The organism is Frankia sp. R82, from assembly GCF_023716925.1.
Lineage (GTDB): Bacteria > Actinomycetota > Actinomycetes > Frankiales > Frankiaceae > Frankia.
The window spans coordinates 1-16028 of record NZ_JAMQQG010000283.1 but is presented as its reverse complement, the minus strand read 5'-3'; the positions used below and the strand labels follow the sequence as shown (position 1 = coordinate 16028).

Below are 16028 nucleotides of genomic sequence, written 5' to 3'. Positions count from 1 at the left end.
TATGCCCACGGGTCGCGACCGGGCTCGTATTGCGGCTGAAGCTGAGAGAGACGGTGCACGTCAGGCTGACCGCCGGTCCCGCCATGGCCGGTGGGCACACCATGGGTAGCAGGACTCCACACCGGCGATACGGCGGGCGACGCATTCGTACTCCCACGGCTGCCACGTGGCGGGCAGGGTGGCTCTGGCGTGCCGGCGGGCCCACGGGAGGGAACGCCAGGCGTTCAGGTCGACGACTTCGGCGATCCTGTCGTCACCGGCCGGTTCAGGCGGCAGACTGGTCGTCGCGGGTATCATCATCGGTGTTGACCTCTGTGGTGGGGGTCGGGTTGTTGGCGGCGGCCGGGGCGGGCACCCCGGCCGGTCGCATCCTCGGATTCACGGCGCGCGCGCTGAATGACTTCATGCGTCGACCTCGGCGAGCAGAAGCCGCCGGAGCGCAGCGACGGGCACTGCCCACCGGTCCCCGTGGCGGATGAGCCGGACGGGGAACTGCCCGGCTCGCGCAAGCGTCCGCGCCTTCGTTGTCCCCATCCCGAGAATGGATGCGGCGGTCGGCAGATCTGCCAGTAGCGGCAGCCGGTCAAGATCCGCGATGGTCCACTGACCTCGCGCAGGGTGCCCGCCAGACGCGCTCATGCGGGCACCTCGTCGACAGAGTCGAGCGGGAAGAGGTCTCGCACCGGTAGGCCGAGCCGCCGGGACACCGTCAGCTTCGTCGTGGCGCGAAGGCTGCAGCGCCCCCGTTCAACCCGTGACAGCGTGCCGGCCGACAGCCCTGTCAGCCCGGACACGTCGTCGAGGCTCGCGTTGTGCTCCCTACGCCAGCGACGTAGGGGATGCTCCTGATCAAGTGACGTAGTCAAACCACCCTCCTCAGTGGGTTGACAACATCACATACGACGCGGGGCGCGATGTCAAACCTAGCCATAGACATGCTTGATGTCGTAACGTCGCGCCATGCCTATTTCCTTGCGCGAACCGCTACGTTCCGGGACGTGGCGGTATCGATGACCAGCAACATCGCGGAGCGTCTCCGCAGGCTGCGGACGGACAGCGGCCTGACCCAGGCCGAGATCGCTGGACGCGCGACCAGGTGGGGCCTGAGCTGGAAGCCCAGCACGGTCGCCGCGCTGGAGACCGAGCAGAGAGCCCTGACTGGGCCTGAACTGCTACTACTTCCCGCGATCCTCGGCTGCCCGCTCGTCGAGATCGTCGCGGCCGAAGATGACATGATCGAGATCGCCCCGGGGCTGGTCCTGACCGGCGCCACCGTGCATCAGCTGGTCAGATCGACCCAGGCATGGGACACGACGGCCCCGTTCGGCCCTGATGTTCGGCCGCCCGGACCGTCCACCGCACGGCAGGCGTTGGAGGCGGAGCGTCAGGCGGCACGCAAACTCGGTGTGCCAGTGGAACGAGTGCTCGACGCGTCGATGTGGCTATGGGGCAACTCGTTGACCGCGCAACGCGATGCGGAGACGGCACGCGACGTGGAAGCACGCGGCAATGCTGTCGACGGACGTGGGCTGCAGGCGCTGCGCGGCCACGTGACTCGGCGGCTGTTGGCTGCGATCGACGCGGCTCTCCAGTCAGGAGCAGTACCCCTGCTCGCAGGTGTCGTCCGGAACGCGGATGAATCGATCATCAACAACGAGTCCAAGGTGACGGTCGCAGGCGAGGAGATCTACCCGTCACTCTTGGCGAACCTGCTACGCCGGTCGGGTGACGCTGAGCAGGCGGTGGCCCGGCAGCTGGGCGTCAGCGTCTCAGAAGTGCTTGTGGCCGCGATGGCGCTGTGGGGTCTCCGGACTCTGAACGAGAAGCGCGAAGAGGAGCTGCGGCCACTTCCTGACGATCCGGAGATGAGCGCACGCAAGCGCCAGGCCAGGCAGGCAGAGTGGATGTCCACCCGGGCTGAGGAGATCCGGACAGAGCTTGCCGCGCGGGCAGCTATGGAGGAGGCGTCCCGGGCTCTGGGATGGCCTGCGGGCTACCTTGCGAAACTCGCGATGGAGTTGTGGGGCCGCTGGCTCCCTGAAGAGCGAGACCGAATCCTCGCGGAACAGGACCATCCGGATTCGGATCCGGAAGTGCGACGAGGCGAGATCACTCACGAACTACTCGGCCGGCTCGCCGACAGACTTCGCGAGGGCCAGGAGGCGCTCCCGGATGAAGGTTGATGTTGACCGCCGGTGCGGCTGCCGGGACCCGCAGACCAAGCGGAAGTACCCGCGCGGCCGGTGCCCGCAGCTGGAACAGCGTCTTCACGGGACTTGGAGCTTCCGATTTCGTGTTCCTGTAGCCCTCGTGCCCCTTGTCGGGAAGAGCGAGATCAGCAGCTCCGGTTTCGAGACGAAAAAGGCAGCCGAGAAGGCCGCCGCCGATGCCGTGTCACGTGTGTTCGCTGGTGGGCAAGATATTGGCGGCCTGACCGTGCGGGTCTACCTCGTCGACCTGTGGCTCCCGGGAAAGCAGCGGCTCCGGCCGACGTCGGCGCGACGCTACGAACAGTACGTTCGGCTTCACCTACTGCCTTACCTCGGTGAGATCCCCCTCGCCTCGCTGCGAGCCCATCAGATCAGCCTGGCGTACCAGCGGGTCCAGGCCGACAGCGCCACCAAGCGCCGCCCCGTTGGTCTGTCGACGATCGCCAACGCTCACGCAATGTTCAAGAGCGCGCTCGACGATGCGGTCACACAGCGGATGATCCCCTTCAACCCGGCTGACGGCGTCGAACTGCCCTCCTACAACCGGCCCGAGGTGGAACCCTGGGCGGCCGAGGACGTCGGGGTGTTCCTGGACGAGGCGGCGGCCGACCGGCTCGCCGCGATGTGGGAGTTGATCGCGCTTCACGGGCTGCGGCGCGGTGAAGCATGCGGCGCGTCCTGGCCGGCTCTGGACGAAGAACACGCGGTCCTCAGGATCACCCAGCAGATCACCGAAGTCGGCAACACAGCCGGGGTGTGGCCCCCGAAGACATCCAGCAGCAAGGCAAAGGTGGACTTGGACGGCGCCACGCTCGGCTCACTGCTCGCGCACAAGCTCGCGCAGGACGCTGAACGGGAAGAGGTCGGCGCCGACTGGGGCAACGGGATTCTTCCCAACGAGCATGGCAAGCCGGTCCAGCTCAAGGAGCTGATGTTCACGCGCCCAGATGGGCGGTACCTCGATCCGCAGTGGGTCACCCGGCGCATGTGGCAGATTGCCCGCCGCGCGGGGTTGTGCACGACGGTGCGGATGCCCGCGGCGGCCGGTGCCGTCGAGATCGTGGTCGGGGTCCGCTACCGGGACCCGGTCGGCCGCTGGACGCTGTACGTCGACCGTGAGCCGGTCGGAGAGGTCACGGTCGTGTCCGCCGTGGGGATGAGCGGCACCCGGGCGCGGCTGGCGCTCGCCGCTCCCCTGCCGGTCGATGTCGGGGTGGGTGCGGAGCTCGGCTGGTCGTTGCTGTCCCGCCGACGGCTTCACGATCTGCGGCACTCGTCGGCGTCGATCCAGCTTGCCGAAGGCATGGATCTTGCTCTCGTGTCGAAGCGGATGCGGCACAGCTCGACGTCGATCACCGGGAATCTGTACGTCCATCTGCTGCGTTCGTCCGGCCAGAAGGCGGCCGAGGCGGTGGCAGCGGCGGTGCCCCGCACCGTACGGCGTGGGCACCAGGTGGGCACCAGCCCGGTTGACGGCAGTGACGCGACCGGTGAAGGCAGCGTTTCCGCTGGTATTACAGGGAAGCGCCCAGCAGGCGCACGGCGGAGGATGAGAGATTCGAACTCTCGAGGGGTTGCCCCCAACACGCTTTCCAAGCGTGCGCCCTAGGCCACTAGGCGAATCCTCCGTTGACGAGACTATCTGATCGTCAGCCGACCGTGGGCGGCGGGGTCCCCGTCCCCACAGCCGGCACGGGACAGGACGCGGGGACGGCGCAGCCGCAAGGGGCCGGCACGGTCACGGGAGGCCGGCACGGTCGAGGGTCGTCCAGGACCGGTGGGGCGGCGGGGGGACCTCGGCATCCATGATCGCTCCGGGCAGGTTAGACTGCCCAGCAGACCCCTCGTGCGGCGTTATCCTCGTGAACTCCCCCAGGGCCGGAAGGCAGCAAGGGTAAGCGGGCTCTGACGGGTGTGCGGGGGGTCCCCTCGTTTCGTCGATCTTCTCGTCGAGCACGTGGAGCAGGCCAGTGAGCGCAGCGCTGTACAACCGGTACCGTCCCGCGACCTTTGCCCAGGTCGTCGGCCAGGGGCACGTGACAGACGCACTGCGCAAAGCCCTGTCGACGGGCCGGCTGCACCACGCCTACCTGTTCAGCGGCCCGCGGGGCTGCGGCAAGACGTCCTCGGCGCGCATCCTCGCCGCCTCGCTGAACTGCATCCACGGGCCGACACCGGAGCCGTGCGGGGTGTGCGACGAGTGCGTCGGCATCCGCACCGGGTCGTCGATGGACGTCACCGAGATCGACGCGGCCTCCCACGGCCTCGTCGATGATGCCCGTGACCTGCGCGAACGGGCGTTCTTCGCGCCGGCGTCCGCGCGGTTCAAGGTGTTCGTGGTCGACGAGGCGCACATGGTCACGGCCGCGGCGTTCAACGCGCTGCTGAAGGTCGTCGAGGAGCCGCCGCCGTACCTGAAGTTCGTCTTCGCCACCACCGAGCCGGACAAGGTCCTGCCGACGATCCGCTCCCGCACCCACCACTACTCCTTCCGGCTCGTCCCGCCGGGGGTGTTGCGCGAGCATCTGGCGTCGATCTGCCAGCAGGAGGGGGTGGCGGTCGACCCGACGGTGCTGCCGCTGGTCGTGCGGGCCGGCGCCGGGTCGGTGCGCGACTCGCTGTCCGTGCTCGACCAGCTGCTCGCCGGCGCCGACGACGACGGCCTGCACTACGACCGGGCGGTGACGCTGCTCGGCATGACCGACGGCGTCCTGCTCGACGAGACGGTCGACGCACTCGCCCGCCGCGACGGCGCGGGCCTGTTCACCGTGGTCGACAAGGTCGTCTCCGCCGGGCACGACCCGCGGCGGTTCGCCCTCGACCTGCTCGACCGGTTCCGCGACCTGATCGTGATGGCCGCCGTCCCGGACGCCGCCGACCGCGGCCTGCTCGAGTCCTTCTCCCCCGACCAGGTCGACCGGATGCGCACCCAGGCCACCTCCGTCGGCCCGGCGGAGCTGTCCCGCACGGCGGACGTGCTGCACGCCGGCCTGGTCGAGATGCGCGGCACGACCAGCCCGCGGCTCATGCTCGAGCTCATCCTCGCCCGCGCCCTGCTCCCCACCGCCGCCACCGATCCCGCCGCCCTGCTGACCAGGCTGGAACGCCTCGAACGGCGCTCCGCCATGGACGGCCCCCTGCCGTCCCACGACGCGGTCGGCGCGGGCCCGGCCCCAGCCGCCTTCGTCGCTGCCCCGCACCAGCCGGCGGTCGCGGCTCCCCCCGGTCCGCGACGCCCGGCCCCCGACGGACACCCCGGCGCTCCCGGCGGTCAGCGCGCACCGGTCAGCCAGCACGGACCCGGCAGCCAGCACGGTCCCGACAGCCAGCACGGTCCCGACGGCCAGCACGGTCCGAGTACCCAACATCGTCCGGCTGACCAACACGGTTCGGCTGGTGGCCACGGACCCGGTATGCCCGCCGGGCCAGGGATGTCGGCCCCGGCGGGCCCGGTCCGGCCTGGTCCGGCAGTTCAGGGTCCTGCCGGCTGGGCTCCGGCGAACGCCGCCCCGGCCGGGGCATACGGATCTGCGGCCGCGTCCGCGCCGACCGCTGGCAGCGGTGGCGGTGGTGGCGGGGGCCGCGGCGGCGGCGGCGCAGGCGGACGGATCGATGCCGCCGGGCTGCGGATGGTGTGGGACGCCGTACTCGGCCGCGCCGCGCAGCGCAGTCGCAAGACCCACGCGATCCTCAAGGACCATGCCAGCGTCGCCGACATACGCGGGGACGAGGTCGTGCTCGCGTTCGCCAGCCAGCCGATGGGTCGGATGTTCGGTCAGGGCAACAACGCCGAGGTGTTCTGCGCCGCCCTTGCCGAGGAGGTCGGCGGAACCTGGCGGGTGAGTGTCGCGCCGACCGGCGGCTCGGCTGCGGGGCGCGGCGGCGCTCGTCCCGGCGGGCCACCGCCCGTACCCGCGAACGGCGGTGGCTACGGCAACAGCGGGCCCGGCTACGGCAGCGGCGGCAACGGTGGTGGGCCGGGTGACAGTGACAGCGGGTATGGCGGCAGTGGGTATGGCGGCAGCGGTGAGTACCGCGGTGGCGGTTCGGCCGGTGGGACGGGCTGGGGCGCAACGTCCCCGGCACCTCCCGGTGGTGACGGGACCCCGGCCCCGGGCTTCGCCAGTGCGGGCCCCGGCGGGACGGGCTTCGGTGGGGCCGGCTTCGGTGGCGCCGGATCGGCCGCATCCGTAGCCGTCGTCGGCACCCGTCCCAGCGCGGTCGCGTCCGACCATGTCAGCGGGCCAGGCCACGTCGGCGGGCCAGGCCACGTCGGCGGATCGGGCCAGCCCGCGGTACCCGGCCAGCCCGCCGGATCAGGCCCCAACGCTGGTCACCCACCGTTGTCGAGCACTCCGGGAACAACTACCGCGTGGTCCGGCCGGGACGAGGGGGGTTCCCTCGTGCCCGGCGGCGGGCGCCCGCCCATTCCGGCGGGTGCCGGCCGGGACGAGGGTGGTGGTCGACCCGCGGACGGCGCGGCTGCCACGGGTGGTGATGCCGGTTCGGCACGCGATCGCACCGATCCGGCGCACGCGGGTGCCATCGATCCCGCCAACCCGGGTGTCCTGCACGGCCGCACCGGCACCCTCGTCCGCACCGACGCACGCCCGGACACCGCCGCACGGGGTAACACCAGCTCGTTCGAGGCCGGTCACGCGCCATCGGCAGCGGACGAGCCGTCCCTCGACGACGACGATGCCCCGCACCAGCCGGGCGGTGCGCGCGGCGGCGAGGAGGCCGCGATGTCCCTGCTGCGCTCGGGGCTCGGGGCGACGGTCATCGAGCAGATCTCGACGTCCTGACCGGTGTCGGCCGTCGGCGGGAGCAGACGTCCGAGCACAGTAGGCTCGGTGATATGTCGAACCCGCAGATTCCCGTCGGCGACGCGGGCGCAGGCGCCTCGCTGGGGCAGATCTTCCAGCAGGCGCAGCAGATGCAGGCCGCGTTGATCTCGGCGCAGGAGGAACTTGCGGGCGCCCGGGTGGACGGCACCTCCGGTGGCGGTCTGGTGAAGGCCACCGTCAACGGTGGCGGCGAACTGGTCGACCTGACGATCAGCCGCGAGGCGGTCGACCCGGAGGACACCGAGACCCTCGCCGATCTGGTTCTCGCCGCGGTACGGGACGCCACGACCAACGCCCATCGGCTCGCCGCCGAGCGGATGGGCTCGCTCACCGGTGGCCTGGGTGGACCAGGCGCGACCAGCAGCCCCGCAGGCATCGGCGGCGCATCCAGCGGTCTGGGTGGCCTTGGCGCCCTGGGTGAGCTCTTCGGCGGTGGCGGCGGCTCCGCCGCCGGCGGCCAGATCCCACGCTAGGTCGGCACACCGGCGCGGACGGACAGGAGCACCGATGTACGAGGGCGTCGTCCAGGACCTCATCGACGAGCTTGGCCGGCTGCCCGGCATCGGGCCGAAAAGCGCCCAGCGGATCGCCTTCCACCTGCTGTCCGCCGATCCGGTGGACGTCCGCCGGCTGGCGGCGGTGCTCACCGAGGTCAAGGACAAGATCCGGTTCTGCCGGAGCTGTTTCAACGTGGCCCAGGCCGAACTGTGCAAGATCTGTGCCGATCCCCGCCGCGACCAGAGCCTGATCTGCGTGGTTGAAGAGCCCAAGGACGTCGTCGCGATCGAGCGCACCCGCGAGTTCCGCGGTCGCTATCACGTGCTCGGCGGGGCGATCAACCCGATCGGCGGTGTCGGCCCGGATGACCTGCACATCCGCGAGCTCATCGCCCGCCTCGCAGACGGGTCGGTGACCGAGCTGATCCTCGCCACCGACCCGAACACCGAGGGCGAGGTGACCGCGTCCTACCTCGCCCGCCAGATCGGCCCGATGGGTCTGCGGGTCACCCGGCTCGCCAGCGGCCTGCCCATGGGTGGCGATCTGGAATGGGCTGATGAGGTCACGCTCGGTCGCGCCTTCGAAGGACGCCGCGTCGTCGGCGCCTGAGCGCCCACCCGTTCGACGGCCGGCAGTCCGTCACGCCTCAGGCGTCACGCCTGGAGCGTCAGGCGTCAGGCGTCAGGCGTCAGAAGCCGAGGATCGGGGCGTAGGCGGAGCTGGGAATCGATCCGAGCGTCAGCAGCACCACGCTGACGTCAAGCTGATCCGCCTCGGCGCTGAACACTGACTGCCGGCCGCCGCGGGTGCAGTAGACGTCCACGCCGTTCTCGCGAACCACCCGCACCCCGAACATCCGGGACGCCCGGATCCACCAGGTCCGCCCCCCGGCCCGGATCCGGATCCGGCAGGCATCTCGGCGCAGCCGGGCGACCGAGCGCGTCCAGCCTCCCGTCGGTAGGCAGGGCTGATCGACCAGGCCAGGAATGTCGTGCAATGGTCCATGGACGACGATCCGGGCCGGATCGGTGGCAGAGCCGGGCTCCACCACATCGAGCTCCTCGGTGATCTCTCGGTCCCGCCGATACATCTCCGCCGGCCAGATGCCCTCGCCGCGCAGGACGCGTTTGCCCCATGCCCCACCATGCGGACTGCCCCGCGGCAGCGACCCGGCGACGATCCGACCGGCTCCGTCCAGGTGCCACGCCACTGAGATGACCGCTCCCGGCGGCAGGTCCGGCCGGAAATCCGTCGCGGAAAGCACCCGATGCGGACGCAGATACCAGCATCCTGCGGGCCAACTCCGCCCAAACCCGGTAGCACCCGCCTCGACTCCAGACCCAGCTTCGACCCCAGTCCCAGTCGTGGTCGTGGCGGCGGCAGCGGCATGATCGTCTACGGGTGCGCGGCCAGCTCGAGAACTCTTCGTCATTCCTGCCGGCCTACTACCTTTCGCAACCCAAACTACGTTCAGCACTCCACATCAGCCTGACGCAGGGAATTGTGCAGCAACCAGCACCAGGATGCTGCACTCCGTGTCTAAATGCTACGCCCCGCGGCCAGATGTACCATGATGCGCGCTCGCCCAGGAAGCTGCGCGGGCGTCGGCGTGAGCCGATGGCCGGGCGTCATACCGCCCATCCGGGTGCGCGTCCGCACCTGCAGCAAAATGCGCAGATGGGCGACCTACAGAACGGGCATCCTCGGTTGCAAATGCACATGCATCGACCCTGTGGAGTGGCGCATCTCACTGGCACTCGACCCGGCAGGCTTCCCTGGGGCCCAACCGCCAACCGCCCGAAGAGTCACCCCAGACGAAAGATCACCTTGGGTACCACGCCACCGGGAACCACACCGCCGATGAATCCCACGCCGCGGCCGATCCTGCCGAGGGCCAGTGAAGAATCCAGGACCTCATATCTTCACCGAGCCTCGGCAAGATGCGATCAAGCCCTTTTCGGCGACCGTCGGAGGCAACGGAGGCGGCGCGGTCGCCACGGGGCGGCGGGCGACAGGCGAGATCGAGCGGCATGCCAAGATGCTTTACGAGGTCATCTGGATGCTTACAGTGACAGTACGGGTGGGCGGCCGGGGATGGGGTGGCAGGGTAGGGGCCAGAAGGACCGCCCGGACGTGGCGGAAGCGGCGAGCGGCCGCGGTCGAGGTGCCGCGGTGGAGGTGCCGCGCGCACCAGGTGGAAGAGTCAGGTGGAGGCCGCCGAGCCGGCCTGCCCGCACCGTCCAGAGAGGTCCCACATGATCATCAGTTCGCATGTCCCCGCGGGCGCGTTCGTGGGGATGGCGATTCGCAGCCCAGCGGCGGCGCTGGTGGCGGGGTTCGCCTCGCATCTGGCCATGGACGCGATGCCACATTGGGGCACCGGTCCGAACACCGAGTCCGAATGGCTGCCGATCGCCCGACGCGATGGCGTGGCGGGGCTTGCGGCCATGGCGTTGTTGACCGCGGCGGCCCCGTCCGGGCGTCGACTCGCGGTGCTTGCCGGCATGACCGGGGCCTGCCTGCCAGACACCGACAAGGTCGGGCGGTATTTCGTCGGCACCAGCCCATGGCCGGGCCGCTTCGACCGTTTCCATGAGCGCATTCAGAACGAGGCGCGTAACCGGCTGCCTCGGGAGGTGGTCACGGCTGTGCTGCTCACCGCCGCTGGCACCCTGCTTCTGCGTCGCCTGGCCGCCCGCGCCGGCTGACGCACCTGATCAGTCCGGAACACGGCCGGGCCCAGCCGTCCGGCAGGGAACAGACCGTTACCCGAAGGCCCGAAGCATGACAGGTCCCGACAGAGACGGACAGGTCCTCACGGAGGCGAACGGGAGCTGCCCGAGGCGTGGCGGTTCCGGGCCCAAGCCGGCCGGCACGGACCGCATGGTCCGGCCGGCCTGGCTGTGGCCGGAGGCTTGCGCCGGCTCAGACACTGATGTCACGAGCAGACCCTGACGCCGCGAGCAGACGCTAACGCCGTGGTCAGACACTGACGCCGTGGTCAGACGCTGACGCCGTGGTCGCGGGCGAGGCCACCGAGGTCGTTGTGGCCCTGACCGACCGCACGGAACTTCCACTCGGCGCCGCTGCGATACACCTCACCGAAGATCACGACGGTCTCGGTGGAGTAGTCCTCGGAGAGGTCGTAGCGGACCAGCTCGTTGCCGGTCTGGTCGACGACGCGGATGTAGGCGTTGCGCACCTGGCCGAAGTTCTGCGACCGGCTCGCCGCGTCGTAGATCGACACCGGTACGACGATCCGGTCGATGTCGGCCGGAACCGCCGGCAGATTGATGATCAGCGACTCGTCGTCGCCCTCACCCTCACCGGTCGTGTTGTCGCCGGTCAGCGTGATCGCTCCGTCCGGCGTCGCCAGGTTGTTGTAGAAGACGAAGTAGGCGTCGCTGAGCGCTTTGCCGTCGGGCTTGAGGCCGATCGCCGAGGCGTCCAGGTCGAAGTCCGTCCCCGTAGTGGTGCGCGCGTCCCAGCCCAGGCCCACGTTGAGCGAGGTGAGCTGGGCGTTTCCGGCCTGCGCCGCCTGCTTCGTGAGGCTGACGTTGCCACCCTTGGCGAGGCTGACTGCCATGACGGTTGGTCCTTCCTGGGGCTGGCGCACGGCGTCGTGGCCAGTTGGCGGGGTCGCGTGAGGCATCCGTGCGTGGCCCGGTAGGCGTGCCGGCACGGTCGTTGTGCACGGTCGTTGTGGCTGTTGCGGCCGTCTCCGTCACCCTGGCACAACCTGCCGCATCCGCCCAGCCTGCCGTCGCCGGGACGACACGGACCGCGGGTGATGACCCGCCTGTCCACAGGCGAGGGCCGCCTGTCCACAGGTGGCGTGGTTTCGCACGCGCGCGGCCCGATCGAGCCGCTGTGCTCGGTAACCTGACTGCCATGGCGCTCCTGGTCGCGAAGTTCGGTGGGTCCTCCGTTGCCGACGCGGACCGCATCAAACGAGTGGCAGAGCGGGTGGTGGAGTCCCGCCGGGCCGGCAACGACGTGGTGGTCGTGGTCAGCGCGATGGGTGACACCACCGATGAGCTGCTGGATCTGGCCGAGCAGGTGTCACCGCTGCCGCCGGCGCGCGAGCTTGACATGCTGCTCACCGCCGGTGAGCGGATCTCGATGGCGCTGCTGGCGATGGCGATCACCACGCTCGGCGCGGAGGCCCGGTCCTTCACCGGTTCACAGGCGGGTGTGATCACCGACTCGTCCCATGGCAAGGCCCGGATCATCGACGTCACGCCCGGGCGGATCCGCGCCGCACTGGACGAGGGCGCGATCGCGATCGTCGCCGGCTTCCAGGGCGTCAGTCAGGACACCAAGGACATCACCACGCTCGGCCGTGGCGGGTCCGACACCACCGCGGTGGCGCTCGCGGCCGCCCTGTCCGCGGATGCCTGCGAGATCTACACCGACGTGGACGGCGTGTTCAGCGCCGACCCGCGCATCGTCCCGGATGCCCGTCGCATCGACCGGATCTCCTATGAGGAGATGCTGGAGATGGCGGCCTGCGGGGCCAAGATCCTGATGTTGCGGTGCGTCGAGTACGCCCGCCGTTACAACGTCCCCGTGCACGTCCGCTCGTCCTTCTCGTCGAAGCCGGGCACGTGGGTCACCGAGATTGCGGAGGCACAGCTCGTGGAACAGGCCATCATCCGCGGCGTCGCGCACGACCTCGCCGAGGCGAAGGTGACGGTCGTCGGCTGTCCGGACAAGCCCGGGGTGGCGGCCGCGGTGTTCCGGGCCGTTGCCAACGCCGACGTCAACCTTGACATGATTGTCCAGGTCGGGTCGGTGGCCGGGTCCGGGCGCACCGACATCTCCTTCACCCTGCCCAAGGCGGACGGGCGGACGGCGTTGACGGCGCTCGCGAAGGTGCAGAGTGAGATCGGCTTCGACCGGACCCTCTACGACGACCACATCGGCAAGCTGTCGTTGATCGGTGCCGGAATGAAGTCGCATCCGGGCGTGTCGGCCCGGTTCTTCGGCTCGCTCGCCGACGCCGGCATCAACGTCGAGATCATCTCGACGTCGGAGATCCGGATCTCGGTGGTGGTCCGCGACACCGACCTGCCCGCCGCCGTCCGGGCCGTGCACAGCGCGTTCGAGCTGGGCGATCCCGACGGCGGTGCCGTGGTCTACGCCGGCTCCGGCCGATGACCGGCGACAGCCCGATGACCGGCGACAGCCCGATGACCGCCCCGGTCGCCGGCCGGCTGTGGCCGACCGGCCGCCCCGCTACACACATTCGACGGACCGGAGGGATTCGATCATGACGGGCGACGGGACGAGCACGCGGCTGCCGACGCTAGCGGTGGTGGGTGCGACGGGTGCGGTCGGCACGGTGATGCTGTCGCTGCTCGCCGAGCGTCCGGACATCTGGGGGGAGATCCGGCCGGTCGCCTCGGCCCGTTCCGCCGGGCGGACGGTGCGCGTGCGCGGCGAGGACGTGGTCGTGCAGGTGCTGGCGCCGGAAGTCTTCGACGGGGTGGACGTCGCCGTGTTCGACGTGCCCGACGAGGTGTCCGCCGAATGGGCGCCGATCGCGGCGGCGCGTGGAGCGGTCGCCGTCGACAACTCGGGCGCCTTCCGGATGGACGACGACGTGCCGCTGATCGTGCCCGAAGTCAACGCCAACCGGCTCGCCGAGCGACCGCGGGGCATCATCGCCAACCCGAACTGCACCACCCTGTCGATGATCGTGGCGCTGGGCGCGCTGCACCGGGCGTTCGGCCTCGAGTCGATGTTCGCCGCGTCCTATCAGGCCGCCAGCGGCGCTGGGCAGGCCGGCATCGACGCCCTCTACGACCAGCTTGCCGCCGTAGGTGGCACCCGCGAGCTCGGGCAGAGCGCCGGGGACGTGCGCAAGGCCCTCGGGGCGGACGGCCTGGGTCCGTTCCCCGCGCCGCTGGCGCTCAACGTCGTGCCGTGGGCTGGTTCCCTCAAGGACGGCGGCTGGTCGTCGGAGGAGCTGAAGGTTCGCAACGAGTCCCGCAAGATTCTTGGCCTGCCGGGGCTACGGGTCTCAGCGACCTGCGTGCGAGTGCCGGTGATCACCACGCATGCGGTTGCGGTACACGCCCGCTTCGCCCGGCCGGTGACGGCGGACGAGGCCCGCGAGGTGCTGCTGACCGCACCCGGCGTCGAGGTCGTCGACAACCCGTCGGCCGGCGAGTATCCGACGCCGTCGGACGTGGTCGGCACCGATCCCACCTGGGTGGGGCGCATCCGCCAGTCGCCGGACGATCCGCACGAGATCGCGCTGTTCCTCTGCGGAGACAATCTGCGTAAGGGCGCGGCGCTGAACACGCTGCAGATCGCCGAGCTGCTCGTCGGCGCGGCCGACCGGGTTGATCCGGTCGCCGTACCAGCTGACTGAGCCACCCGGGCTGGCCAGGCCTGGCCGGCGGCCGGATCCGACCGCCGGCCAGGCCTCTCGGCAACACATGCCAATCACTTTCCGGTATTTCTTAGGAAGCTTTAAGCCAACGCGAAGGCGACCGTGATCGGAAAGGCAAGAAGGCACTCTTACCCAAGCGGCTGACGTCGACATGGATTACCGGAGATACCGCGCATCGAACCCGCTGCGGCCCGTCACCGAAATCACAGTCTGCAGTAGCCGGCGACACCCACAAGTACCAGGACCGTTCCGGCGCCGACGATGCCCGAAGTTCGGCTTTCCTACCGTGAGCGGCGGGATATCGCCTTGTGGGGAACTGTCCGACAGGTACTTTGCCGCGACTCGGTGGACGGGCGGGGCAAGCCGAGGCCGCCCACGCCGTCAACCGAGAGTTCCGCCACTGCCGGACCCACGAGAAGGCCACCGAACAGCGAAACGACAGAGTCCGCACATGCAGTCAGCCCGCCCAGCGGAGGACCCGTTGGGCGGGCTGACCATGAAGTCTCTCGTGGCTCAGACGACGCGGACGGCGTCGGCCTGCGGACCCTTCTGACCCTGGGTCACCTGGAACTCGACCCGCTGGCCCTCCTCAAGTGCCTTGTAACCGTCCATGTCGATCGCGCTGTAGTGAACGAAGACGTCGGAGCCGCCGCCGTCCACGGAGATGAAGCCGAAGCCCTTCTCCGAGTTGAACCACTTCACCGTGCCCTGAGCCACGTGCCGTTCTCCCTGCTGGTGCAGTCAGGACCCGCACCACGCGGGCCCCGGACCGAACGCCAGGAAGCCACAAGAGTTCCTGGCGTTGTTCCGCTGCGTCTCGGATGAGACGCGAACTGGCGAACTCCGGCCAAGGACGACGCTACACGGATGGAGGGCTTCGCGGGAGTCCTCTGAGCAAGGAAGTCCACTTCATGCCCCGGTAACAGAACAACGTCGCCGCCCGACCCCCGGCCGGGTCGGGCGACGTCATCGGGCAATCCTGCGGGCTGCCAGGGCATTTCCGGGGGACACCGGTTCTCGGCCGGCGCCGGGCCGCCGACGGCCCGGACGTGACACCCGTTGGGGTGATCTCTTGGAAACTTTCCGTCCGACCACAGCGGGGACCACACCCACGTGGGGGTCCACTGGCCCGACGACCTACTACAGGCCTACGACAGCCAGTAGCGGCCTACTGCAGCCAGCGGCGGTGACGGGGCGCGGAGATCCGCGGCCAGGCATCGAAGAAGTCACGCTCCGCCAACCGCCCCCGGCACTCCTCGAGCCCGTAGAGCACACCGAGCGTGAAGGCCGCGGGGCTGTTCTGGGTCTGGGCGGCGATGCCCCAGGCCCGCAGCAGATCGCGGGCTACGGTGGCGTCCTGGTGGGTGCCGAGCAGTTCCTGCGCCTGGGTGGCGACGTCGGCGAGTTTCGTCGCCTTCGCGCCATAGAGCGGACTCACGATCTCGGCCGCATAGCGCAGCCGCTTGGCCTGCTTGCGGGCGGTGTGCAGCAGCTCGTCGCGCTCGGGCCCGACGGGGAGCCGGGAGGCCGCGGTCACCTTGCGGGCAAGCGCCTGGTCGGCGCGGCGGACGAGTGTGGGCAGCACGGCGCTGGCCGGCTTGCGGGCCGGGCCGGTGAACGGCGCCTGAGCCAGTGCGATCAGGGCGTCGACCAACGCGAAGTAACGCTCACTGCGCAGCATCTGCAGGGCCTGCTCGCGGCCGGCGGCCAGGCCCGCATCGAGGTGGGCACGCACCACCTCGTGCACCGGGACGGCGACCAGCTCGACGGGCAGTTCGGCGACCCGGCCGTCAAAGTAGGCGAGCTGCACCTCCGCGTCGCGGGCGGCCGACAGCGCGCCGGCGAGATCGCGCAGCTCCGCGTCGAGCTGGGCGACCGTCGCGGCGGGGAACAGCGGCGCGAAGATCCGCAGGGCGCTGCGGGCCCGGCGGCAGGCGACGCGCATCCGGTGGACGGCCTCGGGTTCGTCCAGCCGAACCCGAGGATCGGCGGCGAGCAGGGCGCGCACCTGTTCGACGAGGTAGGCGCGGACGACTTCGCCGGCGGGCCGCGAGCGCCGCAGCCGCCGCGGGG

15 protein-coding genes, 1 tRNA gene, 1 other RNA gene and 1 pseudogene are annotated in these 16028 nt (G+C 70.2%); 9 read left to right on the top strand and 9 right to left on the bottom strand.

The genetic code is table 11. The features are described 5' to 3' along the window. Window positions 1–402: 402 nt before the first annotated feature. On the bottom strand, window positions 403–639 hold the full coding sequence (locus ND747_RS21060; RefSeq protein WP_251735671.1) for a hypothetical protein: 237 nt from the start codon (window positions 637–639) through the stop codon (window positions 403–405). Further along, window positions 636–866 (bottom strand): helix-turn-helix domain-containing protein, encoded by a 231-nt coding sequence (locus ND747_RS21055; protein WP_251735670.1) that lies wholly within the window; start codon window positions 864–866, stop codon window positions 636–638. The genes ND747_RS21060 and ND747_RS21055 overlap by 4 nt, the downstream gene beginning before the upstream one ends. Window positions 867–935: 69 nt before the next feature. On the opposite strand from ND747_RS21055, the gene ND747_RS21050 reads away from it, so the two are divergent. Both ND747_RS21050 and ND747_RS21045 read left to right on the top strand, forming a co-directional pair. Beyond that, complete coding sequence (locus ND747_RS21050; protein ID WP_251735668.1) at window positions 936–2183, top strand: helix-turn-helix transcriptional regulator; 1248 nt, start codon at window positions 936–938, stop codon at window positions 2181–2183. Further along, a pseudogene (locus ND747_RS21045) lies at window positions 2173–2523 on the top strand (site-specific integrase); the annotation flags it as partial. The gene ND747_RS21050 and the pseudogene ND747_RS21045, both read left to right, overlap by 11 nt. 6 nt (window positions 2524–2529) lie before the next feature. Here ND747_RS21045 and ND747_RS21040 read toward each other — a convergent pair. The 3 genes from ND747_RS21040 to ND747_RS21030 form a co-directional block, all read right to left on the bottom strand. Beyond that, window positions 2530–2913: a hypothetical protein gene (locus tag ND747_RS21040; protein WP_251735666.1), complete on the bottom strand. Its 384-nt coding sequence runs from the start codon at window positions 2911–2913 to the stop codon at window positions 2530–2532. A 114-nt stretch (window positions 2914–3027) separates the two neighbouring features. Beyond that, window positions 3028–3549, bottom strand: coding sequence for a hypothetical protein (locus ND747_RS21035; protein ID WP_251735664.1), 522 nt, complete (start codon window positions 3547–3549; stop codon window positions 3028–3030). 204 nt (window positions 3550–3753) lie between these two features. Beyond that, a tRNA-Ser gene (locus ND747_RS21030) sits at window positions 3754–3838 on the bottom strand. A gap of 207 nt (window positions 3839–4045) precedes the next feature. Between ND747_RS21030 and ffs the strand changes: the two genes are divergently transcribed. The 4 genes from ffs to recR all read left to right on the top strand — a co-directional run bounded on the left by ffs (window position 4046) and on the right by recR (window position 8164). Beyond that, an RNA gene (gene ffs, locus ND747_RS21025) (signal recognition particle sRNA small type) lies at window positions 4046–4142 on the top strand. Between the two features lie 38 nt (window positions 4143–4180). Next, window positions 4181–7015 carry a DNA polymerase III subunit gamma and tau gene (locus ND747_RS21020; protein ID WP_251735663.1) on the top strand — a complete coding sequence of 945 codons (2835 nt, stop codon included), beginning with the start codon at window positions 4181–4183 and terminating at the stop codon, window positions 7013–7015. Between the two features lie 53 nt (window positions 7016–7068). Then, window positions 7069–7530: a YbaB/EbfC family nucleoid-associated protein gene (locus ND747_RS21015; protein WP_251735661.1), complete on the top strand. Its 462-nt coding sequence runs from the start codon at window positions 7069–7071 to the stop codon at window positions 7528–7530. A 34-nt stretch (window positions 7531–7564) separates the two neighbouring features. Further along, a complete protein-coding gene (gene recR, locus ND747_RS21010; protein ID WP_251735659.1) occupies window positions 7565–8164 on the top strand; it encodes a recombination mediator RecR in 600 nt (199 codons plus the stop codon). Window positions 8165–8243: 79 nt separating this feature from the next. On the opposite strand, the gene ND747_RS21005 is transcribed toward recR, so the two are convergent. Continuing rightward, window positions 8244–8765, bottom strand: coding sequence for a hypothetical protein (locus ND747_RS21005; protein ID WP_251735657.1), 522 nt, complete (start codon window positions 8763–8765; stop codon window positions 8244–8246). Between the two features lie 1045 nt (window positions 8766–9810). On the opposite strand from ND747_RS21005, the gene ND747_RS21000 reads away from it, so the two are divergent. Then, the gene (locus tag ND747_RS21000) at window positions 9811–10263 is read left to right on the top strand and encodes a hypothetical protein (RefSeq protein WP_251735656.1); all 453 of its coding nucleotides are present in this window, start codon (window positions 9811–9813) and stop codon (window positions 10261–10263) included. 293 nt (window positions 10264–10556) lie between these two features. Here the strand turns inward: ND747_RS21000 and ND747_RS20995 are convergent, their stop codons facing one another. Then, complete coding sequence (locus ND747_RS20995) at window positions 10557–11141, bottom strand: TerD family protein (protein WP_251735654.1); 585 nt, start codon at window positions 11139–11141, stop codon at window positions 10557–10559. A gap of 305 nt (window positions 11142–11446) precedes the next feature. Between ND747_RS20995 and ND747_RS20990 the strand changes: the two genes are divergently transcribed. Together ND747_RS20990 and ND747_RS20985 are read left to right on the top strand one after the other, a co-directional pair. Then, window positions 11447–12715, top strand: coding sequence for an aspartate kinase (locus ND747_RS20990; RefSeq protein ID WP_251735652.1), 1269 nt, complete (start codon window positions 11447–11449; stop codon window positions 12713–12715). Between the two features lie 112 nt (window positions 12716–12827). Then, on the top strand, window positions 12828–13934 hold the full coding sequence (locus ND747_RS20985; protein WP_251735651.1) for an aspartate-semialdehyde dehydrogenase: 1107 nt from the start codon (window positions 12828–12830) through the stop codon (window positions 13932–13934). 534 nt (window positions 13935–14468) lie between these two features. Here the strand turns inward: ND747_RS20985 and ND747_RS20980 are convergent. Then, the gene (locus ND747_RS20980; protein WP_018500469.1) at window positions 14469–14672 is read right to left on the bottom strand and encodes a cold-shock protein; all 204 of its coding nucleotides are present in this window, start codon (window positions 14670–14672) and stop codon (window positions 14469–14471) included. Window positions 14673–15123: 451 nt separating this feature from the next. After that, window positions 15124–16028: CHAD domain-containing protein (locus ND747_RS20975; RefSeq protein WP_251735649.1), on the bottom strand; the 905-nt coding region annotated here is incomplete at its 5' end.